This window comes from Brucella oryzae (assembly GCF_041929965.1).
Taxonomy (GTDB): Bacteria; Pseudomonadota; Alphaproteobacteria; order Rhizobiales; family Rhizobiaceae; genus Brucella; species Brucella oryzae.
Map to the genome: position 1 here is coordinate 269,290 of NZ_JBHEEO010000002.1, position 23,459 is coordinate 292,748.

The following is a 23,459-nucleotide window of genomic DNA, read 5'->3' on the forward strand; positions in this document are numbered from 1 at the left end:
TCAAGCCTCCTGAGCAGTCAGTTGCCGGGTGCGAAGATCTTCGACGCTCTGCACCTCTTCGGCCGAGACGTAATAGTCTCTGTCATTGTTGAACGAGTGAGCGATGGCAACGGCCAGCACAGCGAGGGCCGAGGCAATTGCCAGCCACCAGATGTGCCACACCAGGGCAAAGCCGAGCGGAATGTTCAGCATACCGATGATGAAGCCGGTGCCGGTGTTCTTCGGCATATGGATGCGCGCAAACTTTTCAGTGCGGCGCACATAACCGTTCTGCTTCATATCCCACCAGCCGTCATGATCGCGCACATGCGGAACTTCGGCGAAGTTGTAGAAGGCAGGCGGCGAAGCCAGCGACCATTCCAGCGTACGGCCCGTACCCCAGCTGTCGCCATTGGTGTCGCGCAGCTTTTCGCGGTCGCGGATCGAGATCGCGATCTGCAGAACCTGGAATACGATACCGCACAGGATGATCGCAACGCCGATGGCAGCAACAATGAGATAGATGTGCCATGCCGGGTTCTCGGTGTGGTTCAGACGACGGGTCATGCCCATCAGGCCGAGCACATAGAGCGGCATGAAGGCCAGGATGAAGCCGACGAGCCAGCACCAGAATGCGTTCTTGCCAAGACGTTCATTCAGCTTGAAGCCGAAAGCCTTCGGCCACCAGTAAACGACGCCTGCGAAGCAGCCGAACAGAACGCCCGAGATAATCACATTGTGGAAGTGGGCGATCAGGAACACCGAGTTGTGCAGCACGAAGTCTGCTGGCGGAACGGCGAGCAGAACGCCCGTCATGCCGCCGACGACGAAGGTGCACATGAAACCGATGGTCCACATGACCGGCGTTTCCATACGGACGCGGCCCTTATACATGGTGAAGAGCCAGTTGAAGACCTTCGCCCCTGTCGGGATCGAGATGATCATGGTCGCCACGCCGAAGAAGGCATTGACGTTGGCGCCGCCGCCCATGGTGAAGAAGTGGTGGACCCAGACCAGGAACGACAGGATGGTGATGGCAACGGTAGCGTAAACCATCGACTTGTAGCCGAACAGGCGCTTGCCGGAGAAGGTTGCCACGATTTCCGAGAAGATGCCGAAGCACGGCAGAACCAGAATATAGACTTCCGGGTGACCCCAGATCCAGATCAGGTTCACATACATCATCGGATTGCCACCGGCGTCATTGGTGAAGAAGTGGAAATCCAGATAACGGTCAAGGCTGAGCATTGCCAGCGTGGCGGTGAGGATCGGGAAGGCTGCAACGATCAGCACGTTGGAGCAGAGCGCGGTCCAGGTGAAGACCGGAACCTGCATCATGCCCATGCCGGGCGCGCGCATCTTGATGATGGTGGTGATGAGGTTCACGCCCGAAAGCAGCGTCCCCATACCGGAAATCTGCAGAGCCCAGATATAATAATCCACCCCGACATCCGGGCTGAACTCCTTGCCGGAAAGCGGCGGATAGGCCAGCCAGCCGGTCTTGGCGAATTCGCCGACACCGAGCGAGATGTTGATGAGAATAGCACCGGCAACCGTCAGCCAGAAGCTGAGCGAGTTGAGGTAGGGGAAAGCCACGTCGCGCGCGCCGATCTGAAGCGGCACGGCGAAGTTCATCAGGCCGACGATGAAGGGCATCGCCACGAAGAAGATCATGATCACGCCATGGGCGGTGAAGATCTGGTCGTAGTGGTGCGGCGGCAGGAAGCCTTCATTGGCACCTGAGGCCATGGCCTGCTGGGCGCGCATCATGACGGCATCCGAGAAGCCGCGGAACAGCATCACGAGTGCCAGAATGATGTACATCACGCCAATGCGCTTGTGGTCGACGGACGTCAGCCAGTCGTTCCAGAGCGGAGCCCATTTGCGATAGTAGGTAATGGCTGCCAGAATAGCGAGCGCCCCGCCAGCCACCGCGGCCAACGTGACCATGATGATTGGCTCGTGATAGGGTATCGCTTCGAGCGTAAGTTTTCCGAACATTTTTTATCACGCTTCGATTTTAGCAATTCCGGGGCGGCGCAGGAGCGCTCTCTTTCCGGAACCGCGTGAAACAAAGGATTGAATGCGGATGGCCGTGACCTCTTTCGAGATCACGGTCCTATCGGCACATCAGTTTTCGAGCTGCGAAAGGCGCTGCGGCTGGACTGCGCAGATGATGTCGCTGGCCCACAGGCTGAAATCGACAGGCGAAGACTTGCGCAGATTGGCGCGCGCTTCGCGGATCATCTGTTGACGATGCATTTCATCGTCGAGGCAGACGGACTTGCCGTCCCAGCAGCGGTTCACGATATTGTGGAACAGCGCCTGATCCTTATAGTCGAAATATTGCGGCGGAACCTTCTCGCTCGGCTGGACCAGCGAGGCGTAACGGTCGCGGCTCAGCTCTTCGCCATTCGCCTTTGCCTTCACATCGGCCACCCACTTGTCGAAGTCAGCCTGATTGTAAGCATGTGCCTTGAAGCGCATCTGGGCAAAGCCCTGACCACTGTAATTGGCGGAGATACCGTCGAATTCGCCCGCATGATTGGCAACCAGATGCAGCTTCGTCTGCATGCTTGGCATGGTGTAGACCTGGCTGCCGAGCTGCGGGATGAAGAAGGAATTCATGATGTTGCTGGAGGTCAGCTTGAAGTTGACCGGCACATCGACCGGCATTGCCATCTCGTTGACGGTGGCGATGCCCTGATCCGGATAGATGAAAAGCCATTTCCAGTCGAGCGCGACGACTTCGACATTGATCGGCTTCGCGTTCGATTCCAGCGGGCGATACGGATCGAGCTTGTGGGTGCTGATCCAGGTGACCGAGCCGAGAACGACGATGATCGCCATAGGGATGAGCCAGACCGCAAGCTCGATCCTGGTCGAGTGATGCCAGTCGGGCTGGTAATCCGCCTTCTCATTCGAGGCGCGGTACTTCCAGGCGAAATACAGCGTCATGAAGATGACGGGTACCACAACGAGCAGCATAAGGCCGGTCGCAAAAAGGATTAGATCGCGCTCCGCCATGCCAACTTCCCCTTTCGGGGAGAGCAGGACCTGGTTCTGGCAACCTGCGAGAAACGCAGAGAAGACCAAGACGGCGAACGAAACGATCGTCCGGGGGGTGCCGTTTTTCATTTGTCTTTCCATCCTGCGCACAGACCGTCAATTCCGGCGCATTCATCATTTCCTAGTTTTCGGTAAATTCTGAAATTTCCAAAAGTACCGTTATAACGAATAACGCCGTTTGTCACGTGTCTGACGAAAATTGTGCTGGATCGTAATGTCGCGCCCAAAACCGGGCATTTTGTCTAAATAATCCGGCCTGATCGCAGATGCGGCGATGTCTTGGCCATATCTCAAGCCGGAATTGGCTGCGCCGCGTTGGCCTGGTCTCGTTGGTCGTCTTTCGGCTTTCCAATCGTCAGACGCGGCGGACGCATAAGCGCAAAGCGACGGATTTGCAAGAAGCAAACCGGCTCCTGACCGCCCAATGAACGGGATTGTGACGGAAAACCGCGCCATCTACCGCACATTATGCGGACAATTTTGACATAGCTTAAGCAATCTACCGTTTTTCAGGCATATGTTTTTTCTCCCCGGCGGATCTTTGGCATCAAGCTTTCATTCCGGTCGGATTATGCTCTATTGACGATAGTGTGAGGGAATTGGGGGAAGAAATGATATTTGCCGAAATGCCGCTTGATGACGCCGAAGGTGCAATTCTCGGCTATGCGATGACGGCAGGCGCGCTCACTTTGCGCAAAGGTACGGTTCTTGATGCCGCCAATTTGGCTTTGCTGCGAGGGGCGGGCATAAGTTCGGTTCTGGCCGCGCGTCTGGAAAAGGGCGATATCGGCGAGGATGAGGCTGCACTGATGATCGGACGCGCGCTTGCCTCCGCTGAGGTGGAAATCGGGAATGCCACAACCGGGCGGGTCAACCTGCATGCACGGCACAACGGCGTGTTTTCCGCCAATGTCAGCCGTATCGACGCGGTCAATGCACATGATGCGCGGATTTCCATCGCGACGCTGCGCAATCATGCGCGCGTGGAAGCCGGGCAGATGATCGCCACCGTCAAGATCATTCCTTTTGCCGTGCCGGAGACCCTGTTGCAGGAGATCGATCCTGATGCGCAGCCTGCACTGCACGTCTATCCTTTCAATGGCGCGCGGATCGGGCTGATCCAGTCGCGCCTCCCCTCGATCCGCGAGACGGTTCTTGAGAAGACCCGCGAGTTGATGGAAAAACGGGCTACCCGAAATGGCGGGATGCTTGTTTGCGAAAAACGCGTTGCGCACGACCAGTCGGCTCTTGCGGCGGCAATCGCCGAAGTCGGCCCAGCCTGTGATATAATCGTGATTTTCAGCGCCTCGGCGGTCGCCGACGAGGCGGATATCGTGCCGCAGTCGATCCGTATGGCAGGCGGCGAAATCCTGCGCATCGGCATGCCGGTCGATCCCGGCAATCTGCTGGTTCTGGGCCGACATGACGGCAAATATATTGTCGCCGCCCCCGGATCGGCCCGCAGCGCCCGCGAAAACAGCCTCGACCGGGTGCTGGATCGCCTGATGGCAGGGATTGCGCTTTCTGCCGACGATCTTTCTTGCATGGGGGTGGGCGGGCTGGTGCTTTAAAGCGTGTAGTCGAAAACCAATATGCCTTCGATACCGCCTTCGGCTGCTTCGACGAGGCTTTTGCCGACCTTCGCGTGTTCGGGATGCGGAAGATAGATATCCCGCGCCGCACTATCCGCGAAATCGACGACGAAACCATGCCGGAATCCTTTTTCCAGATTTTCCGGGCTGCTGTTTTCGCCAGCCGTGATGGACAGGATACCCCCAATCTTGTCTTTAAGGGCCACAATCGCCTGCAGCCTTTCCTGAATCTGCGCGGCGTCGAGTTCAGAACTGAATTTGATGAGCACGATGTGGCGTATCATGAACAGTTTCCGTCATTGAAATAAGCTTCGGGATCATTTTCATACGGCCTTTGCCGGAGAACGCCCAGACGAGAGCTCCCAAAAGCGAAAAAGGCCGGGCTGAACCCGACCTTCCGCTTTCACCTGAGTTTGCGCCAGTACATCCGTGGTCGCAGTCCCAAGTGAATTCCCGATACGCATATGGATATAACCTGCCTGCGTTTCAGGAATATGACATTGCGGGCAGAAGCCAGATTGCTCCAAAACCGGTTCAACCCGGCCCTGCCCCGACAATTTCGGCCCACAAACCGTTGCCTGAAACTGCCGTATTCTTGTCTGGGCGGCTCATCCATGCCCAATCCATCTGCGCCAAACTACCCTCGCAGATTGCCGCTTGCATTCCCGTCTCAGCCACCCGCAGGAAAACCTAGTATCCACCGGGCCGCAGAACTGTCATCAGGCCGCCATCGGCGTTTCCGCCACATCGGGATGGTTGTAGTTCCAAACCTCGATCAGGCATTGCCGCATCAGATCAAGATCGACCGGACCGATCCGGCTTAGTACGAGATCGAGTTCGTCGGGCTCCACGCCCCGGTTGAGTAACTCAACAATCGCCTCGATCAGAATTCGTTTATCGTCAAATCTATAGCGCTGCATAAACCTGCTCCGCTAACTGCCCCAGCACATAATCGTAGATTAAACAGTCATGGTTAACCGAAGCTTAAACCCCGAAAAACCAACGCGATTTATTGATACCACAAACTGACGCCGACGCTTGCCCCAACAAATTTCCCGCACACATTCGCGGAACTCGTTGAAAAATAGCGCAAACACAAAAATGAAACTCTTACTTTCCCGAACAATATTAAGTCCAAATCCTAGTATATTTCGCCTGGAAACCAAGAAGAAATTCTTGAGCTGGTTTATTTAAGTATCTGCTTTTGTTCGGATGAGGCCCCTATGTCGTTCTTTCGCAGATATGTCGATTGGTCCTTCACTTACATCCGGCTGGTCGGGCTGGGGTTGCTGATCGGATCGAGCGTCATGGGCGGTTATCTTTATACACTGCAGTATAAGGGTAACGTTCACACCATCATCGACGGGCAGGCCTATCGTTCCAACCAGCCTGACCCGGCGCGCATTGCTTCATTGCAGAAGCTTTACGGCATCAAGACCATCATCAATCTGCGCGGCCCCGAGCCGGGTTCCAAATGGTATGACGACGAGATTGCGGCCGCCAAGACGCTCGGCATCAAGCATGCGGATTTCGAAATGTCGTCGCGGCGGGAGTTAAGCCCGGCGCAAACCAGACAGCTCATCGCCCTGATGCAGAATGCGGAAAAGCCGGTGCTCATCCATTGCAAATCCGGCGCCGACCGCACCGGACTGGCTGCAGCGCTCTACGTGGCGGCAGTCGCGAAGGGCAGCGAAAGCAAGGCCGAACGGCAAATGTCTATCGCCTACGGCCATTTCGGCTTTCCGCTTAGCCCCACCTACGCGATGGAAAAGACATTTGAGGCCGTCGAAGCGGAACTGGGTTACACCGGTTCCTGACGACCTTCCGCCCCGCAAAATGCAAAACGCCGAGGATAATCCCCGGCGTTTCTCTATCTTAAAACCACGATGATCTTATTCGAGGCCGACGATCTTGCCATCATCCCACTTGAAGATGTCGAAGCTTGGCGAGCTGAGGTCGCCGCTTTCGCCATAGGTGAGCGTACCGATTGCGGTTTCGATCGGCTTGCCGTCATGCAGCGCCTTGGCGACAGCAGCGGAATCATCGGTCGAACCGGCGCGCTCGATGCCAGCCTTGATGACTTCCACGGCAGCATAGGCGTTCATGGTGAAGGCTTCAGCCGGAATGTTCTTCGCTTTCAGGGCTTCGATGGCATCCTTGGAAGCCGGGTTCTTGGTGGCGTCCTTGGCATTGGTGAAGAGCGTTCCTTCAGCACTGGTGCCGCCGATTGCCCAATATTCGGTATTGGAGAGACCTTCACCGCCAAGCACCAGCGCCTGCATGCCAGCGTCATGCAGCTGACGCGACAGGAGACCGCCTTCGGCATGGTAGCCGCCGAAATAGACGACTTCAGCACCGGCTGCCTTCAGCTTGGTAACGAGCGCGGAAAAATCCTTGTCGCCCGGCGTAACCGAATCATAATGGACTTCGGTGATGCCACCCTTGTTGATCGCTGCCTTGAAAGCGTCGGCCAGGCCCTTGCCATAGGCGCCCTTGTCGTGGATCACGGCAACCTTTTTGTCCTTCATGTTCTTCAGGACGTAATCGGCCATGACTTCGGCCTGCTGGTCGTCGCGGCCGCAGGTGCGGAACACGTTTTCCAGGCCGCGCGCGGTCAGGTCCGGGCCAGTGGCCGTCGGTGTGACCATCAGGACGCCGTTTTCCGAGAAAACGTCGGAAACGGGGATGGCAACGCCGGTCGTGACCGGGCCGACGACAAACTTGATGCCGTCGCCGACGATCTGGTTGGCGGCGGAAACACCCTGCTTCGGTTCACCGGCATCATCGGCAAACTTCAGAACGACTTTCTCGCCCTTGATGCCGCCAGCCTTGTTGATGACTTCAACGGCGGTTTCCGCACCCTTCTTCACCTGGTCACCGAAAGCGGCGACAGGGCCCGTCAGCGGTGCAACCACGCCAATGGTGATGTCTGCATAAGCGGTGCTGGCAAAGCCGAGTGTAGCTGCGAAAGCCACGCTGGACAGAAGTTTCAGGTTCATTCTTTTTCTCCTTTGGTGGGGCAGCGTCCTCCGACGGCCCCGAGACAACCCTTGCCGGCCAAATCTCAGCGCATCTGCGCTGCCGAATTGCCGGGCCCTCCCTTTTGTTCATCGCATGATCTCAAAGGGTCAATCCAAAAGCGCCCTCCCCACTCATTGAAGAGGTCAGAGCCATAATATTATCCGAAATTGCATCCGCTCTTTCGGAATCATGCTCCAGACCGGGAGCGCGCTTTCATGATGTAATAAGAATGCATTTCCGGCTTTCGATTGCAAGCGTCAAGTACCCGCAACTACAACGAAAATCGGCTCCTCCCAAAGTCAGAGAGTCTGTTCCAAAAGTCGCCATGCCGGTCTGCAAATGGCGCTTTTCTGCGTTCCGGTGCTCATGTACGTTCAGTACACTCCGCTCCGGTACTCGAAAATCACCATTTTCGCCTCGGCCTGCCGCTTTTTGATTCAGACTCTTAGTCTCCTCCTTTCCATGACGGTGATTTCTTCGCAAAAAAGGCCGCGATTCCCTCCGCGGCCTCCGGTGTCTCCCATGTGTCGGCAAGGCGGGTGAGCGTCATGTCGATCACCAGCTCGTCTATCGGCGCGCCCAGCGCATGGACCAGCCGCTTGGAAGCGGCGACTGCGGCGGGCGCGGTGGAAAAATAGGGTTTGATCTCAGCTTCCACCGCCGCATCGAGCCTTTCAGCCTCTACCACCTCATGCAGGAGGCCGATGCGCAGTGCCTCCTGCGCGTCGAACAATCTGGCAGAGGTAAACATGCGCAGTGCATTCGCCTGCCCGATGCGCGCTACCACGTAAGGGCTGATGGTGGCCGGTATCAGGCCGAGCTTCGTTTCCGTCAGGCCGAAGCGCGCGCCGGAAACGCCGATCGCCGCATCGCAGACGCTGATGAGGCCGACGCCACCGCCATAGGCCTGCCCGTTGATGCGCCCGATCAGTGGTTTCGGCAGATCGCGCAACGCTTTCAGCATGAGGGCGAGTTTTCGCGCCTCCTCAATGCGCCGGGTGCGGGTGGCATTCACCTGTTCGCGCATCCAGCCAAGGTCGCCGCCCGCGCAAAAGCTCGTGCCTGCGCCGGTCAGGACCACGAGGCGCACGGCTTCATTGTCCGCCAGATGCAGCGCTGCCGTCGTCAGTTCATCGATCATCCGGCCAGACAATGCATTGTGCTGTTCGGGCCGGTTGAGCGTCAGCGTGGCCACGCCGCGCTCATCAATGGAAATTCGGATCGTCTTGAAGTCGTTCATGCGGCCTTATCCTGACGAAGAGCCTGGGCGAACAAGGCCGCCGACTTTAGCTTGTCCAGATCAAGGCCGGTTTCAAAACCCAATCCATGCAGCATTTCGACAACGGAAACCGTATCGACATTGCCTTTGGCGCCCGGTGCGAATGGACAGCCGCCGAGCCCGCCGACCGAAGCATCGAACACCCGCAAGCCTTTTTCGAGACTAACGCGGATATTGTCGAGCGCACGCCCTCCCGTGTCGTGATAATGGCCGGCAAGGCTGTGCGCGGGCGCAATGGCCAGCACCGCATCGAGCATGGCTGCAACCTTGTCCGGCGTGCCGCGCCCGATCGTATCGCCGAGGCTTACTTCGTGACAGCCGAGCGAGAAGAGTTGTTCAGTCACATCGGCTACCGCTTGCGGGGCCACCGGCCCGTCATAGGGGCATTCGACCACGCAGCTCACATAGCCGCGAATGGCAAGACCGTCATTGATGGCAGCGCCGATGACGGGAGACAGCCGCTCGATACTTTCGGCGATTGAGCAATTGATATTGGCTTTCGAAAACCCTTCCGAGGCGGAAATGAAAACCGCGATTTCATCGACATTTGCAGCGGCAGCAGCTTCATAGCCCTTCATATTGGGCACGAGGACCGAATAACGCACACCATCGGCGCGGCGGATTCCGGCCATGACTTGCGCGGCGTCGGCCAGCTGCGGCACCCATTTGGGGCTGACGAAACTCGTCGCCTCGATGCGGGCATAGCCGCAGCCCGACAGGCGGTCGATCAATGCGATCTTGTCGGCTGTCGGCACAAAACGCTTTTCGTTTTGCAGGCCATCACGCGCAGCCATTTCAACGATTTCCACGTGTTCAGCCATGTTCTTCCTCCAATTCGACGAGCATTGCGCCTTCATTGACCTGATCGCCCGCCGCGACTGTTACGGACGCGACCTTGCCGTCGCGCGGCGCGGTCAGTGACAGTTCCATCTTCATGGCTTCCATCGTCACCAGCGGGTCGCCCTTGGCGACACGCGCACCTTCTACCACGGAAACCAGCCGCACCAGTCCCGGCATCGGCGACAGGATGCGGCTTTCGCTGGACGCATCCTCCTCCGCACCGATCGCCTGCACATGATGGAATATGGTGTCGCGGCCATAAAGTTGCACCGTCACATCATGCCCGATGCGCATCACGGACGCTTCCGACACGCGGCCATCGATGGCAAAACGGACGAGACCGTTCTTGTGCTCACGGATTTCGATAGTGCCGAAAGCAAAGCCGAAATGCCGCTGATCGTTGATCGTGAAGTGGGTTGATCGACGCTCGCCGTGATGATCGATCAGAATCGAGCGCGATGCCTCGCCCCAAAGCCGGAACCCGCGCAGGCTCGACCATGGGTCGCCTTGTGGGGCTCCGTTTTGTGGCGCATCCAGGAGATCGAGCGCACCAAGCGCGGCGAGCGCAAATGCGATATCCGAAGGCTGCTTATCGGCGAACAGTGTCGCCGTCTCGCGTGCGATCAGGCCGGTATCGACATCACCGGTACGGAAAGCTTCGAGGTTGCAAAGCGCCGACAGAAACTGGCGATTGGTGACGAGGCCCGCAATCCGGGTCTTGTTCAGGCTCGCATCAAGCCGGTTCAGTGCCTCATCGCGCGTTGCGCCATGGGCGATGATCTTGGCGATCATCGGATCGTAGAACGGCGTGATCGTGTCACCGGTTCGCACACCGGAATCGACACGGGCATTTTCAGGCGGCGCGAACAGAGCAAGCTTGCCGGTCGCGGGCAAAAAATCCCGCGCCGGGTCTTCCGCATAAAGCCGCGCCTCGAACGCCCAGCCGTTTATGGAAAGTTCGTCCTGTCGTTTCGGAAGCGGATCGCCAGAGGCAACGCGCAATTGCCATTCGACCAGATCGAGGCCGGTGATCGCTTCCGTCACCGGATGCTCCACCTGTAGCCGTGTATTCATTTCCATGAAGAAGAAGCGGTCGGATCTGAGGCCCTCCGACACATCGGCGATGAACTCCACCGTGCCCGCGCCGGAATAGCCAATGGCGAGTGCCGCCTTGACAGCCGCTTCACCCATCGCCGCGCGCATTTCCGGCGTCATGCCGGGCGCAGGCGCTTCCTCGATCACCTTTTGATGGCGGCGTTGCAGCGAGCAATCGCGCTCGAAAAGATGCACGGCATTGCCGTGACTGTCGCCAAAGACCTGCACCTCGATATGGCGCGGCTTCGCCATATATTTTTCGACCAGCACCGCGCCATCGCTGAACGAAGCCTCCGCCTCGCGCCGCGCACTGTCCAGTGCGGCTGCAAAATCGGCGGCGCTATCGACACGGCGCATGCCCTTGCCGCCGCCGCCCGCGCGCGCCTTGATGAGTACCGGATAGGTGATCCGGTCGGCCTCGCTTTTAAGGAAAGCTGCATCCTGATTGTCGCCGTGATAGCCCGGCACGACAGGCACGCCTGCCTTTTCCATCAGCGCCTTGGCGGCATCCTTCAGCCCCATGGCGCGAATGGCTTTGGCCGATGGGCCGATGAAGACAAGCCCGGCGGCTTCAACCGCGTCCACGAAACGTGCATTTTCGGAGAGAAACCCATAGCCCGGATGGATAGCCTCTGCGCCGGTTTCCTTCGCAGCCTCTATGATCGCACCGACATTCAGATAGCTTTGCGCAGAAATGGCAGGGCCGACGCGCACCGCCTCGTCGGCCATCTCCACATGCAGCGCTTGGGCGTCGGCATCGGAATAGATCGCGACAGTGACGATGCCAAGCTTGCGCGCCGTGCGGATGACCCGGCAGGCAATTTCTCCGCGATTGGCAATCAGTATCTTTTTGAACATCTGATTGCTTCCTTACATCCGGAATAAACCAAAGCGCGTCGGCTCGACCGGCGCGTTCAGCGTGGCGGAAAGCGACAGGCCAAGCACTTCGCGGCTCTTGCGCGGATCGACGATACCGTCATCCCAAAGCCGCGCCGAGGCATAGAGCGGGTGGCTCTGGCGCTCGAACATTTCCAGCGTCGGGCGCTTGAACTCCGCTTCCTCTTCCGCCGACCATGTTCCGCCGGTGCGTTCGATCCCGTCGCGCTTGACTGTTGCCAGCACGCCCGCCGCCTGTTCACCACCCATCACTGCAATACGGCTGTTTGGCCAGGTCCACAGGAAGCGCGGCGAATAGGCCCGACCTGCCATGCCATAATTGCCCGCGCCATAGGATGCGCCAATCAGCATGGTGATCTTCGGGACATTGGCGGTTGCCACCGCCGTCACCAGCTTGGCGCCGTGCTTGGCAATGCCTTCGGCCTCATATTTACGACCCACCATGAAGCCGGTGATGTTCTGCAAAAACACCAGCGGAATATTACGCTGGCAGCAAAGCTCGATGAAATGCGCGCCCTTCAGCGCTGCTTCTGAAAACAGCACGCCGTTATTGGCAATGATGCCGACCGGCATGCCGTAGATGCTGGCAAAGCCGCAAACCAGCGTGGCGCCGTAACGCGCCTTGAACTCGTCAAAATCCGAGCCGTCGACCAGCCGCGCAATCACTTCTCGCACATCATAGGGAATGCGCGTATCGGCGGAGACCACGCCGAGCAGTTCTTCCGGATCGTAGAGCGGAGCAGCACCATCGCCCTTCGGAATGAATGAGCGCTTCTCGCTGTTGAGGTTGGCGGCAATGGCGCGCGCAATCTGCAAGGCATGGGCATCGTCATTGGCCAGATGATCGGCCACGCCGGACAGCCTTGTATGCACGTCGCCGCCGCCGAGATCTTCCGCCGTGACCACTTCGCCGGTTGCGGCCTTGACCAAAGGGGGACCCGCCAGAAAGATCGTACCCTGGCCCCGCACGATCACCGTTTCGTCGCTCATGGCAGGCACATAAGCGCCGCCTGCCGTACACGATCCCATGACCACGGCGACCTGCGGAATGCCCGCCGCCGACATCTGCGCCTGATTGTAGAAGATGCGCCCGAAATGGTCGCGGTCCGGGAAAACCTCATCCTGATTGGGCAGGTTCGCGCCGCCGGAATCGACCAGATAGATGCAGGGCAGGCGATTTTCGCCCGCGATTTCCTGCGCGCGCAGGTGCTTTTTCACCGTCACCGGATAATAGGTGCCGCCCTTCACTGTCGCATCGTTGCAGACGATCATGCAGTCGCGGCCCGACACACGCCCGATGCCGGTGATGATGCCGCCGGACGGAGCCGCGCCGCCATACATGCCATGCGCTGCCGTCAGCCCCACTTCGAGAAAAGGGGAACCCGGATCGAGCAATTGCGCCACGCGCTCCCGCGGCAGAAGTTTTCCGCGTGCGACGTGACGCTCGCGCGCCTTCTCACCGCCGCCGTCAATGGCAAGGCGCGCGGCTTCCGCCACCACATCGATTGCCGCCAGCATCGCCTTGCGGTTGGCCTCGAAGCTGGCGCTGCGCGTCGAGATTTCCGATTTCAGGACCGCCATCAACGGGTCTCCTGAAAGAGTTCCCGTCCGATCAGCATGCGCCGGATTTCCGAGGTGCCCGCGCCGATTTCATAAAGCTTGGCATCGCGCAAAAGACGGCCCGTCGGGTAATCGTTGATATAGCCGTTGCCGCCCAGCGCCTGTATCGCCTGCAAGGCCATCTGCGTGGCATTTTCAGCCGTATAAAGAATGCAGCCCGCCGCATCCTTGCGCGACGTCTCGCCCCGGTCGCAGGCCGCTGCCACCGCATAGGTGTAGGCGCGCGAAGCGTTGAAGATCACATACATGTCGGCAAGCTTGCCCTGCATCAACTGGAACTCGCCTATCGGCTGGTCGAACTGCTTGCGCTCATGCACATAAGGCACCACGACATCGAGGCACGCCGCCATGATGCCGAGCGGCCCGCCCGCCAGCACCACACGCTCATAATCGAGGCCGGACATCAGCACATTGACGCCCTTGCCCTCGATCCCGAGCAGGTTTTCGGCTGGCACTTCGCAATCCTCGAATACCAGTTCGCAGGTGTTGGAGCCGCGCATGCCGAGCTTGTCGAGCTTCTGCGCGGTGGAGAATCCCTTGAAACCTTTTTCAACGATGAAGGCGCTGATCCCGCGCGATCCCGCAGCCGGATCGGTCTTGGCATAGACCACCAGCACATCAGCATCCGGGCCGTTGGTGATCCACATCTTGTTGCCGTTGAGAATATAGCGATCACCGCGCTTCTCGGCATGAAGCTTCATCGAAACGACGTCGGAACCCGCCCCCGGCTCGGACATGGCGAGCGCGCCGACATGCTCGCCGGAAATAAGTTTCGGCAGATATTTCGCGCGCTGTTCTGGCGAACCGTTCCGCTTGATCTGGTTGACGCAGAGATTGGAATGCGCGCCGTAGCTGAGGCCAATGGAGGCGGAAGCGCGGCTGATTTCTTCCATGGCCACGCAATGGGCAAGATAGCCCATGCCCGCGCCGCCATAGTCTTCCGGCGCGGTGATGCCAAGCACGCCAAGCTCACCCAGTTCACGCCACAGATGCATGGGAAATGCATTGTTGCGGTCGGTTTCAGCGGCCAGCGGCGCAATGCGGCTTTCTGCGAAACGGCGCACCGTATCGCGAAGGGCTTCGATCTCCTCGCCAAGACCGAAATTCATGCCCCCATTTTGGCCCAAAGCAAACATACTCGTCCTCCACAAGTTCTGCCCGGCGACCATCCTTTGCAAGATGGCTTATGTGGAAGGCAGGGTGTCCCGTGAATTTCAAATAGGCAATGGCTTTGCGCGGCGTTCTGTGGCTATTTATTACCGGATAACGAAATTTTATTGCGCTCTTTATCCGGCAACCAATCAGTCCTCCTGAAGCTCTGCTATGTCGCGATAAAGCTCCAGCGCTTCCGGATTGGCCAGCGCCTCACGGTTCTTCACGTCGCGCCCATGCACGATATCGCGCACGGCCAGTTCCACGATCTTGCCCGACTTGGTGCGCGGAATATCGCGGACGGCGATGATCTTCGCCGGGACATGGCGCGGCGTGGCGCCGGTGCGAATCTTGGTCTTGATGCGCGCCTTCAGATCGTCATCCAGTGTCACGCCTTCGGCAAGGCGCACGAACAGCACAACCCGCACGTCCTTGTCCCAATCCTGACCGATGCAGAGCGCCTCGGCGATCTCTGGCATCTGCTCGACCTGATTGTAGATTTCCGCCGTACCGATGCGCACGCCACCGGGGTTCAGCGTCGCGTCGGAACGGCCATGAATGACGATGCCATCATGCTCGGTCCATTCGGCAAAATCGCCATGGCACCAGATATTATCGAAGCGCTCGAAATAGGCGGCCTGATATTTTTCGCCTTGCGCGTCATTCCAGAATTCCAGCGGCATGGAAGGAAACGCCTTTGTGCAGACCAGTTCGCCCTTTTCGCCCCGCACCGGCTTGCCATCATCGTTCCAGACATCCACAGCCACGCCAAGGCCAGCGCCCTGAATTTCCCCTTGCCACACGGGTTCCGTCGGCACGCCCAGCACGAAGCAGGACACGATATCCGTTCCACCCGAAATGGACGCAAGGTGCACATCCGGCTTGATGGCGTCATAAACAAAGGCAAAACCTTCCGGCGACAGGGGCGAGCCGGTGGACGAAACGGTGCGCAGTGCCGAAAGATCGTGTGTCTCTGCGGGCTTCAGACCAGCCTTCAGCACGGCATCGATGAATTTTGCCGATGTGCCGAAATAGGTCATGCCTTCGGCGGCGGCATAATCGAACAGCACATTGCCATCGGGATAGAAGGGCGAGCCATCATAAAGCAGCAAGGTGGCTCCGGAACCGATGCCCGAAGCCAGCCAGTTCCACATCATCCAGCCGCAGGTGGTGAAATAGAAGAATTTGTCGCCCTCGCGGATATCTGCATGGAGACGCTGTTCTTTCAGATGCTGCAACAGCACCCCACCGGCGCGATGGACGATGCATTTTGGAATGCCGGTCGTGCCGGAGGAAAACAGGATATAGATCGGATGATCGAAGGGCAGGCGCGTGAATTCGACGGGCTTCGCGGCAAAGGCGCTCAGCGCTTCATCGAGCGCAACGCCCTTCTCGGCCTTATTTGCGACGGCTTCCGCTTCGCCCAGATAGCTGACGATGACCGACCGCCGCAATCCCGGCAGCTTTGCCGTGACCTGCGCTACCTTGTCGGCCACGTCGATGCGCTTGCCATTGTACCAATAGCCGTCGCAGGCGAAGAAAAGCTTCGGCTCAATCTGGCCGAAGCGGTCGAGCACGCCCTGTACGCCGAAATCCGGTGAGCATGACGACCAGACAGCACCGATGGAGCTGGCAGCCAGCATCAGCGCAACCGCTTCCGGCATATTGGGCATCATGCCCGCGATACGGTCGCCGGGTTCAACACCTTCCGACAGCATGAATTGCTGCAGTTTCGAGACCAGCGCGTGAAGATCGTTCCAGCTCAGGCGGCGCTCGACCTTGTCCTCGCCGCGAAAAACGATGGCGTCGTCATGGCCCTGCTGGCGCAGAAGGTTTTCCGCGAAATTGAGCCGCGCTTCGGGGAAGAATTTCGCCTCGCGCATGTGTCCCTTGTCGATAAGGGCGGTTGCACCGCGCTCGCCAATGACCTCGCAGAAATCCCAGATGAGCGTCCAGAAGCCCGCGCGATCTTCCACCGACCAGCGATGCAGCGCCGCATAATCCGGCAGGCTCAGGCCCGTGCGCTGTTCTGCGCGAATGCGGAACTGTTCCAGATTGCTGGCGGCAATGCGCCCCGCATCCGGCTGCCACAGCGGATGGTCGTGCGAAAACTGCGTTGGGATTGCGTTGGTAGTCATCATTCCTCCCAGAACCGTACGGAGCCAGACATTCTCCCGATCAACTCTGTCACGAGTTTCTAAAAGAGTGTTTCCGATACGTCCATGGTTTTCCCATGGTATGGCTATCAAGAGCATATCAAAGGCCGGCCCTTGTGTTGCCTGCACCTCGAGCGGTCCGGCCCAAACGGAGCCACTGGAACCGATCGAATATTTGTTTCGTCGCATTATCCTGCGCATCGAAACGGGAATAGAAATCAGTCCAGTGGATTGATTTCCCCGCGTAGACGCTTCGCACTTTTGCTGGAAATGTTCTAATTGTCATTGCCGGGCTGGCAAACGCAACCTAGCCTGCATCTTGCTTTATGGGAAAGCGTAACCTAACTACAGCCCGCGCCGCAGTTCATGCTGATGTCCTCTGGCGCAAAAGTCATATCCAGTTCTCAGGGCGGGGCGAAACTCCCCACCGGCGGTAACGGGTCAAACACCCGAAGCCCGCGAGCGCCTGTCACGGCAAACGTGTCAGGGTCAGCAGATTCGGTGCGATTCCGAAGCCGACGGTCATAGTCCGGATGAGAGAGAACGAGGTTGGAACCATGCATGTGCCAGACGGCTTGCCGTCGTCATCCTGCTGTTTTTCTTCCCGTGCCCTGAAGTAACAGGCTTGCCAGAGCATGTTCTGCCTGAAGCGGAACGCTCTGTCCATTTGTTTTGCCGCATTTATGCGACGCCAAATGTTTCCATTTGGCTGCAAAATGCTCCGAAGGAAGAAACCGTTGAGCCAACTTGCCTCTGCCCCAACTTTGAAACCGACCGTGCGCGGAGCAGCGCTGATGGTCGCCGCCTGTTCAGCCTATGCGGCCGTCAATGTCGCCACACAATGGGCGGGAACACGCACCGGCATTCCATCCGTCATCATCGCCTTCTGGCAATACATAATCGCTCTGGTGCTAACCCTGCCCCTGCTTGTTCGCGACGGCACGAAGGCCTTGCGCACCAGACATTTGGGCCTTCACGTCGTTCGCGTCGCGCTGGCAGCGGCTGGCGTACAGGTCTGGATTTATGCGCTGACCCATGTGCCGATCTGGCAGGTGGTTGCTCTATCCATGACGTCGCCCTTCTTCGTCATCCTGTGCGCGCGACTGTTCCTGCAGGAAAAGGTCACGCCAACACGTCTCGTGACCACGTTCACGGGATTTGTCGGAGCGCTGATCATCATCGCGCCCTGGTCGGATTCCTATACGGTCTATTCGCTCCTGCCGATTCTGGCAGCCGCTCTGTGGGCCGGCTATTCAGTGTTGACCAAATATCTGACCCGTTTCGAAAAACCTGCCAGCATTTCAGCCTATATGCTGGTGCTTCTCACGCCTATCAACGCGGCACTCTGGCTGGCATCCGGGCTGGGTATGTCCGCGATCAGTGCGCCGTCCGTCGACGTCTGGTCCATATTGATCGTCATCGGCGCTTTCACGGCTCTCGCGCAATATTTCCAGACAGCCGCCTATTCGGTAGCGGATGCGGTCTATCTGCAGCCTTTCGATGATCTGAGACTACCGATCAATGTGATTTTCGGCTGGATCGTATTTGCTGCCACGCCAAGCATCAATTTCTGGCCGGGAGCTGCCCTGATCGTCGCTGCATCGCTCTACCTCATGCGGCAGGATAGCGGTACGACACGCACGGCCTGAGTGATCCGGTGAAGATATTTGCCTGTCGGAAAATGGGGCGGTTCTACAATTCCGTTTTAACCGGAACCGCTTCAGGCGAGCCGCCTCTCGCGCGCCCGAAAAACTTGCTTGAACCTTCGGGTCTGCCGATCCATGCGTCAATTTTCTTCACCAGCCAGCGTTGAACGGGATTCTCGAACAGGTGGTATGCGGCAATCGCCGTCAATACACTGGCAAGGGCAGCTCCGCTCATGATCAGGACCGCGCCCGTCGTCGTCTCGCTCCATCGCTCAGGGACTATTCTGAAAAACATCATCCCGACCAGGGGATGAAGAATGAAGATACCAAAGCTGTAACGGGAGAGTTTTGCCAGCGCACGACATTGCAGCGGCGTATAGATGCCCTGGCTGGACGCGATATAGAACACATAGATGCCAGCATAAACGAATGCCAGCCGCCAGGGACCTTCGAGCGTATTGGGTTCACCCGGGCCGTTTCCGGGGTGATAGGACAGAAAGACGATCAGGCAGGCGGCAAGCAATATTCTGATTGCCGCGACCGGCATCACAGGATGTGTTCGCCTTGCAAGCCACATGCCGAAGAGAAAGGATGGCAGTACCCGGAAAACACCCACACTGGATATTTGAATGCGGGTGAGCGACAATACACCAAGCTTTTGTGCCAGATATTCACCGCCGATGGTAGCGACGATTACGCCGACAAGAACCCAACTCCCGAAACGGCGGCACAAGATGTCGAACAGCGGAAAAGCCAGATACATAGCAAAGAGGGCACTCAGCGACCAACTGACATAATTGTAGGAGGCGGTGCGCCCCAACCCCCAATTATGCACCAGCAGCAACTGTGCCAGCCCGTCACGCCAACTTGTGCTGGGAGCGACCAGAGGATGCAGGAGTCCCGCTACAGTCAGGGCTGACAGGAGCGCAAAACAAGAGAAAGCCACCAGGTGCAGCGGGTAAATTCGTGCCAAGCGCTTTCCGACAAAAGCCACATAACGGGGCCAGTTCCAGAGATAGTTTCGTCGTCTTGCCAGAAACAATCCAGAGATAATAAAAAAGACATCGGTAAAATAAGCAAACGTTAATATAAAATCATTCAACATCTCGTTTTTTACCGGGATGCGGAAAGAAAAATGAAAAACGGCGATTCCTACACATAATAAAAATCGTAATCCGTCGAAATCAGGCAGTCTGTTCATTCAAAATAGCGCTGATAAATTACTTCCTTAAAATTCTATTTACCAATTTTAAGGGAGTTGTCGAGCGCAACTTCGGCGTGAGATCTACCGGATACGAGAATTTCGATACTGCTTTAGTCCGCAGCAGCGAAATGTTCCATCTGGTCAGTATAGGCTTTCTGGAATGCTGGCCGCGCTGTGGCGCGCTCGACATAGGCCCGGCAGGCCGGATGCTGTGCCAGACCGTCAAAATGATCGACCAGACGCAAAACGTCGGCCATCAGAATATCGGCAATCGAAAATTGCTCCGTCAGCCATTCACGGCCTGACAATGCCTGCTCCATATGCCCCAACCGACCGGCCAGAAAGCTGTCCATGAGCTGACGTCCCGGTGTCTGTTCTTCATCACCGGTGAATTTATAGAGAGCGAGCGGCAGTGCAGCCATTTCGACCGAATTCAACGCCGCAAACAGCCATTGTATGACCTCGTTGCGTGCCCTCGCATCGCTTGGCAGGAGCGCGTCGCTCTTCTCCGCGATATGAAGCAGGATGGCGCCGCTTTCAAAGACCGACATATCGCCGTCGATCAGCCATGGCACCTGCCCGAAGGGCTGATGGGTGAAATGTTCAGGCCCGCGATCTTTGAACGGAACGCCTTCGACGCGATAGGGGAGTCCGGTTTCTTCCAGCGCCCAGCGCACGCGAAGATCGCGGACGAAGCCGCGTGGCATTTTGGGAACCCAGTCGAATGTCGCCAAGATCATTTCCGTCATGGAAAACGACATAGCGCACGAACAAGCTTTGTCCAACGACAGCTATTGTGCGGACCGATACTGATTTGTGCCTTGGCTTCTTAGGAAAATATTGGTGGAGCCAAGCGGGATCGAACCGCTGACCTCCTGCATGCCATGCAGGCGCTCTCCCAGCTGAGCTATGGCCCCATCAGACCTCTTTCGAGGTGGGCCAGGCAAGACTTGCTGCCCGGTGTGGCGGCTTATTAAATGGCGTTGGTCAGAAGATCAAGAGCTAAATCGCAACTCTTTTCACATCTGCCAAAAATAATTCACATATCGCACTGAACGTCCCGTAGAGCTCTCATGTGGATGCGCTCAAAACGCAACGAGGCGACCCGAAGGTCGCCTCGCAAAACATCAGGTCTTGATCTGCGTAACAGATCAGCCTTCTTCGTCTTCACCGCCGACGCCGCCGCCGAGAATGCCCGACATGTCGTCGTCCTCGTCTTCCTCTTCTTCAAGGAAGGTGTCGTCATCGTCATCGCCGAGATCGACATCGTCGTCATCCATATCCGGCAGATCGTCGCTCCCGCCTTTGGTTTCGTCGTCGGCATCCTCAAGCGAGACGAATTCCGGCTTTTCGAGTGCCGTATCCAGTTCTTCCTCTTCGGTTTCCTCTTCGGCAACACGGCTTTCAAGCGTGGCGTCGAAATAGGAACGCGGATAGGAAATGCCGGTGTAAGGCGAAACGATCGGATCGCGATTGAGATCGTAAAATTTCTTGCCCGTTTCCGGGTCGATACGCTTGGTACCAAGTTCAGCTTTTGCCACGTCTAGCCTCGTTAATTTATACGGGGACACAAATTCATAAAATCGCGCCGGAATGCCTGCCTTGAAGCATATAGCCCATCACCATGCTGTTATGGCAAGGGACAAGTCTTGAGCGCGTTTATATTGTTGTCCGGTGCATAAACGTAATTTGGCGCGTTTGTCAAAGCTAAACGCAAGAGGATACGCAGACTCTTGCTTCCGCCTCTTGGTTATGGGTGTCGCCTGCACCGCGTATTCGCGGATGACCCCGGCTTTATCCTATGCTAGTGAAGCCCCGCTTATCTCTCAATCCCGGCGCATGTCTGCGCCAAAAATGTGACTGCGAAAAATCCATGTCCCATTCTGCATCCCCGAAACCAGCAACCGCCCGCCGCTCGGAGGCACTCACGGGCGAAATCCGCATTCCGGGCGACAAGTCCATCTCGCACCGCTCCTTCATGTTCGGCGGTCTCGCATCGGGCGAGACCCGCATCACCGGCCTTCTGGAAGGCGAAGACGTCATCAATACCGGTCGCGCCATGCAGGCCATGGGCGCGAAAATCCGCAAGGATGGCGATGTCTGGATCATCAATGGCGTCGGCAATGGTTGCCTGTTGCAGCCCGAAGCAGCGCTCGATTTCGGCAATGCCGGAACCGGCGCGCGCCTGACCATGGGCCTCGTCGGCACCTATGACATGAAGACGTCCTTTATCGGCGATGCTTCGCTGACCTCACGCCCTATGGGCCGCGTGCTGAACCCGCTGCGCGAAATGGGCGTTCAGGTGGAAGCAGCCGAAGGCGACCGCATGCCGCTGACGCTGATCGGCCCACGAACGGCCAATCCGATCACCTATCGCGTGCCGATGGCGTCCGCGCAGGTGAAATCCGCCGTGCTGCTCGCCGGTCTCAACACGCCGGGCGTCACCACCGTCATCGAGCCGGTCATGACCCGCGACCATACGGAAAAGATGCTGCAGGGCTTTGGCGCCGATCTTTCGGTTGAAACCGACAAGGATGGCGTGCGCCATATCCGCATCACCGGCCAGGGCAAGCTTACCGGCCAGACCATCGACGTGCCGGGTGATCCGTCCTCGACCGCCTTTCCGCTCGTGGCCGCCCTTCTGGTCGAAGGTTCCGACGTCACCATCCGCAACGTGCTGATGAACCCGACCCGTACCGGCCTGGTCATGACGCTGCAGGAAATGGGCGCCGATATCGAAGTATTCAATGAGCGCCTAGCCGGCGGCGAGGATGTCGCCGATCTGCGCGTCAGAGCCTCGAGGCTCAAGGGTGTTGTCGTCCCGCCGGAACGCGCACCGTCGATGATCGATGAATATCCGGTTCTGGCGATTGCCGCTTCCTTTGCGGAGGGCGAAACGGTGATGGACGGGCTCGACGAACTGCGCGTCAAGGAATCGGACCGTCTCGCAGCCGTCGCGCGCGGCCTTGAAGCCAATGGCGTCGATTGCACCGAAGGCGAGATGTCGCTGACGGTCCGCGGTCGTCCCGACGGCAAGGGGCTCGGCGGCGGCACGGTCGCAACCCATCTCGATCACCGCATCGCGATGAGCTTCCTCGTCATGGGCCTTGCATCGGAAAAGCCGGTGACGGTCGACGACAGCACCATGATCGCCACGTCCTTCCCCGAATTCATGGACATGATGCCGGGACTGGGCGCGAAGATCGAGCTGAGCGACGCGCGATGACGCCGTTTATCGTCGCGATTGACGGACCGGCTGCCTCGGGCAAGGGAACCCTTGCCCGGCGCATCGCCATTCACTTCGGCATGCCGCATCTGGATACGGGGCTGACCTATCGCGCCGTCGCCAAGGCGCTTCTCGACAAGGGACTGCCGCTCGATGACGAAGCGGTGGCGGCAAAAGCCGCGCTCGATCTCGATCTGCGCGAGATGGACAAGGCGGTGCTTTCCGCTCATGCAATCGGCGAAGCGGCATCGAAGGTTGCGGTCATGCCTGCTGTCCGACGGGCGCTTGTCGAAGCGCAGCGCAATTTCGCCAATGCCCTGCCCTCAAGCGTGCTTGACGGGCGCGATATCGGCACTGTCGTCTGTCCCGATGCGGCCATAAAGCTTTTCGTCACAGCATCGCCGGAAGTACGCGCCGAGCGTCGCTATGAAGAGATCGTGGCGCGCGGCGAGAAGGCGGATTTCGCTGAAATCCTCGCGGACCTCAAGAAGCGCGACGAACGCGACACGAATCGCATCGATTCTCCGCTCAAGCCTGCTGAAGACGCGCACTTGCTTGATACGAGCGAAATGAGTATAGAAGCGGCATTTCTTGCCGCAAAAAAGCTGATCGATCACGCTTTGGCGCAGCATCGGGGATGAAACCGGCAAGTTTTTAAACTTTTCGGACTTCGTTATGCCTCG

19 protein-coding genes, 1 tRNA gene and 1 riboswitch are annotated in these 23,459 nt (G+C 58.1%); of the genes, 5 read left to right on the top strand and 15 right to left on the bottom strand.

Annotation, left to right across the window (positions count from 1 at the left end; genetic code table 11):
* Together cyoB and cyoA are read right to left on the bottom strand one after the other, a co-directional pair.
* Positions 1–1,980, bottom strand: a complete 1,980-nt coding sequence (gene cyoB / locus JNC70_RS03105) for a cytochrome o ubiquinol oxidase subunit I (protein WP_104756584.1) — start codon at positions 1,978–1,980, stop codon at positions 1–3.
* Positions 1,981–2,109: 129 nt separating this feature from the next.
* The gene (gene cyoA / locus JNC70_RS03110) at positions 2,110–3,117 is read right to left on the bottom strand and encodes a ubiquinol oxidase subunit II (protein WP_104756585.1); all 1,008 of its coding nucleotides are present in this window, start codon (positions 3,115–3,117) and stop codon (positions 2,110–2,112) included.
* 542 nt (positions 3,118–3,659) lie between these two features.
* Here cyoA and JNC70_RS03115 point away from each other — a divergent pair.
* Complete coding sequence (locus JNC70_RS03115; RefSeq protein ID WP_104756586.1) at positions 3,660–4,619, top strand: molybdopterin-binding protein; 960 nt, start codon at positions 3,660–3,662, stop codon at positions 4,617–4,619.
* Here the strand turns inward: JNC70_RS03115 and JNC70_RS03120 are convergent.
* Both JNC70_RS03120 and JNC70_RS03125 read right to left on the bottom strand, forming a co-directional pair.
* Positions 4,616–4,924 (bottom strand): Dabb family protein, encoded by a 309-nt coding sequence (locus JNC70_RS03120; RefSeq protein WP_104756587.1) that lies wholly within the window; start codon positions 4,922–4,924, stop codon positions 4,616–4,618. The two genes, JNC70_RS03115 and JNC70_RS03120, sit on opposite strands and share 4 nt — an antisense overlap.
* Positions 4,925–5,359: 435 nt before the next feature.
* Positions 5,360–5,560 carry a hypothetical protein gene (locus JNC70_RS03125; protein WP_010657850.1) on the bottom strand — a complete coding sequence of 67 codons (201 nt, stop codon included), beginning with the start codon at positions 5,558–5,560 and terminating at the stop codon, positions 5,360–5,362.
* Between the two features lie 303 nt (positions 5,561–5,863).
* Between JNC70_RS03125 and JNC70_RS03130 the strand changes: the two genes are divergently transcribed.
* Positions 5,864–6,457, top strand: coding sequence for a tyrosine-protein phosphatase (locus JNC70_RS03130; RefSeq protein WP_104756588.1), 594 nt, complete (start codon positions 5,864–5,866; stop codon positions 6,455–6,457).
* Positions 6,458–6,532: 75 nt separating this feature from the next.
* Here the strand turns inward: JNC70_RS03130 and JNC70_RS03135 are convergent, their stop codons facing one another.
* The 7 genes from JNC70_RS03135 to JNC70_RS03165 form a co-directional block, all read right to left on the bottom strand.
* Positions 6,533–7,639 carry a branched-chain amino acid ABC transporter substrate-binding protein gene (locus JNC70_RS03135; RefSeq protein ID WP_104756589.1) on the bottom strand — a complete coding sequence of 369 codons (1,107 nt, stop codon included), beginning with the start codon at positions 7,637–7,639 and terminating at the stop codon, positions 6,533–6,535.
* Between the two features lie 467 nt (positions 7,640–8,106).
* Entirely contained in the window at positions 8,107–8,901 is a 795-nt protein-coding gene (locus JNC70_RS03140) for a crotonase/enoyl-CoA hydratase family protein (RefSeq protein WP_104756591.1), read from the bottom strand.
* Positions 8,898–9,761 (bottom strand): hydroxymethylglutaryl-CoA lyase, encoded by an 864-nt coding sequence (locus JNC70_RS03145; protein ID WP_104756592.1) that lies wholly within the window; start codon positions 9,759–9,761, stop codon positions 8,898–8,900. Before JNC70_RS03145 ends, JNC70_RS03140 begins: the two co-directional genes overlap by 4 nt.
* The gene (locus JNC70_RS03150; protein ID WP_104756593.1) at positions 9,754–11,733 is read right to left on the bottom strand and encodes an acetyl/propionyl/methylcrotonyl-CoA carboxylase subunit alpha; all 1,980 of its coding nucleotides are present in this window, start codon (positions 11,731–11,733) and stop codon (positions 9,754–9,756) included. Before JNC70_RS03150 ends, JNC70_RS03145 begins: the two co-directional genes overlap by 8 nt.
* A 12-nt stretch (positions 11,734–11,745) precedes the next feature.
* Positions 11,746–13,353: a carboxyl transferase domain-containing protein gene (locus JNC70_RS03155; RefSeq protein ID WP_104756594.1), complete on the bottom strand. Its 1,608-nt coding sequence runs from the start codon at positions 13,351–13,353 to the stop codon at positions 11,746–11,748.
* Complete coding sequence (locus tag JNC70_RS03160) at positions 13,353–14,501, bottom strand: isovaleryl-CoA dehydrogenase (protein ID WP_483416433.1); 1,149 nt, start codon at positions 14,499–14,501, stop codon at positions 13,353–13,355. Before JNC70_RS03160 ends, JNC70_RS03155 begins: the two co-directional genes overlap by 1 nt.
* A gap of 192 nt (positions 14,502–14,693) precedes the next feature.
* Positions 14,694–16,682, bottom strand: a complete 1,989-nt coding sequence (locus JNC70_RS03165) for an acetoacetate--CoA ligase (RefSeq protein WP_104756647.1) — start codon at positions 16,680–16,682, stop codon at positions 14,694–14,696.
* A 414-nt stretch (positions 16,683–17,096) separates the two neighbouring features.
* Positions 17,097–17,249: riboswitch (FMN riboswitch) on the top strand.
* Positions 17,250–17,437: 188 nt separating this feature from the next.
* Between JNC70_RS03165 and JNC70_RS03170 the strand changes: the two genes are divergently transcribed.
* Entirely contained in the window at positions 17,438–18,349 is a 912-nt protein-coding gene (locus JNC70_RS03170) for a DMT family transporter (protein ID WP_280952369.1), read from the top strand.
* Positions 18,350–18,392: 43 nt separating this feature from the next.
* Here JNC70_RS03170 and JNC70_RS03175 read toward each other — a convergent pair whose 3' ends face one another.
* From JNC70_RS03175 to JNC70_RS03190, 4 genes are all read right to left on the bottom strand, one after another.
* Positions 18,393–19,547: an acyltransferase family protein gene (locus JNC70_RS03175; RefSeq protein ID WP_104756597.1), complete on the bottom strand. Its 1,155-nt coding sequence runs from the start codon at positions 19,545–19,547 to the stop codon at positions 18,393–18,395.
* Positions 19,548–19,660: 113 nt separating this feature from the next.
* Complete coding sequence (locus JNC70_RS03180; protein WP_104756649.1) at positions 19,661–20,299, bottom strand: glutathione S-transferase family protein; 639 nt, start codon at positions 20,297–20,299, stop codon at positions 19,661–19,663.
* A 92-nt stretch (positions 20,300–20,391) separates the two neighbouring features.
* Positions 20,392–20,467: transfer RNA gene (locus JNC70_RS03185), tRNA-Ala, on the bottom strand.
* A 234-nt stretch (positions 20,468–20,701) separates the two neighbouring features.
* Complete coding sequence (locus JNC70_RS03190) at positions 20,702–21,091, bottom strand: TIGR02300 family protein (RefSeq protein WP_104756598.1); 390 nt, start codon at positions 21,089–21,091, stop codon at positions 20,702–20,704.
* A 332-nt stretch (positions 21,092–21,423) separates the two neighbouring features.
* Here JNC70_RS03190 and aroA point away from each other — a divergent pair, with 332 nt between their 5' ends.
* Positions 21,424–22,776: a 3-phosphoshikimate 1-carboxyvinyltransferase gene (gene aroA, locus JNC70_RS03195; RefSeq protein ID WP_104756599.1), complete on the top strand. Its 1,353-nt coding sequence runs from the start codon at positions 21,424–21,426 to the stop codon at positions 22,774–22,776.
* Positions 22,773–23,417: a (d)CMP kinase gene (gene cmk / locus JNC70_RS03200; RefSeq protein WP_104756600.1), complete on the top strand. Its 645-nt coding sequence runs from the start codon at positions 22,773–22,775 to the stop codon at positions 23,415–23,417. The genes aroA and cmk overlap by 4 nt, the downstream gene beginning before the upstream one ends.
* Positions 23,418–23,459 lie beyond the last annotated feature (42 nt).

Bases quoted from the DNA above. Each gene is read 5' to 3' on its own strand.
- cyoB (WP_104756584.1), bottom strand. From the start codon at position 1,980: ATGTTCGGAAAACTTACGCTCGAAGCGATACCCTATCACGAGCCAATC.
- cyoA (WP_104756585.1), bottom strand. From the start codon at position 3,117: ATGAAAAACGGCACCCCCCGGACGATCGTTTCGTTCGCCGTCTTGGTC.
- JNC70_RS03115 (WP_104756586.1), top strand. From the start codon at position 3,660: ATGATATTTGCCGAAATGCCGCTTGATGACGCCGAAGGTGCAATTCTC.
- JNC70_RS03120 (WP_104756587.1), bottom strand. From the start codon at position 4,924: ATGATACGCCACATCGTGCTCATCAAATTCAGTTCTGAACTCGACGCC.
- JNC70_RS03125 (WP_010657850.1), bottom strand. From the start codon at position 5,560: ATGCAGCGCTATAGATTTGACGATAAACGAATTCTGATCGAGGCGATT.
- JNC70_RS03130 (WP_104756588.1), top strand. From the start codon at position 5,864: ATGTCGTTCTTTCGCAGATATGTCGATTGGTCCTTCACTTACATCCGG.
- JNC70_RS03135 (WP_104756589.1), bottom strand. From the start codon at position 7,639: ATGAACCTGAAACTTCTGTCCAGCGTGGCTTTCGCAGCTACACTCGGC.
- JNC70_RS03140 (WP_104756591.1), bottom strand. From the start codon at position 8,901: ATGAACGACTTCAAGACGATCCGAATTTCCATTGATGAGCGCGGCGTG.
- JNC70_RS03145 (WP_104756592.1), bottom strand. From the start codon at position 9,761: ATGGCTGAACACGTGGAAATCGTTGAAATGGCTGCGCGTGATGGCCTG.
- JNC70_RS03150 (WP_104756593.1), bottom strand. From the start codon at position 11,733: ATGTTCAAAAAGATACTGATTGCCAATCGCGGAGAAATTGCCTGCCGG.
- JNC70_RS03155 (WP_104756594.1), bottom strand. From the start codon at position 13,353: ATGGCGGTCCTGAAATCGGAAATCTCGACGCGCAGCGCCAGCTTCGAG.
- JNC70_RS03160 (WP_483416433.1), bottom strand. From the start codon at position 14,501: ATGAATTTCGGTCTTGGCGAGGAGATCGAAGCCCTTCGCGATACGGTG.
- JNC70_RS03165 (WP_104756647.1), bottom strand. From the start codon at position 16,682: ATGACTACCAACGCAATCCCAACGCAGTTTTCGCACGACCATCCGCTG.
- JNC70_RS03175 (WP_104756597.1), bottom strand. From the start codon at position 19,547: ATGAACAGACTGCCTGATTTCGACGGATTACGATTTTTATTATGTGTA.
- JNC70_RS03180 (WP_104756649.1), bottom strand. From the start codon at position 20,299: ATGACGGAAATGATCTTGGCGACATTCGACTGGGTTCCCAAAATGCCA.
- aroA (WP_104756599.1), top strand. From the start codon at position 21,424: ATGTCCCATTCTGCATCCCCGAAACCAGCAACCGCCCGCCGCTCGGAG.
- cmk (WP_104756600.1), top strand. From the start codon at position 22,773: ATGACGCCGTTTATCGTCGCGATTGACGGACCGGCTGCCTCGGGCAAG.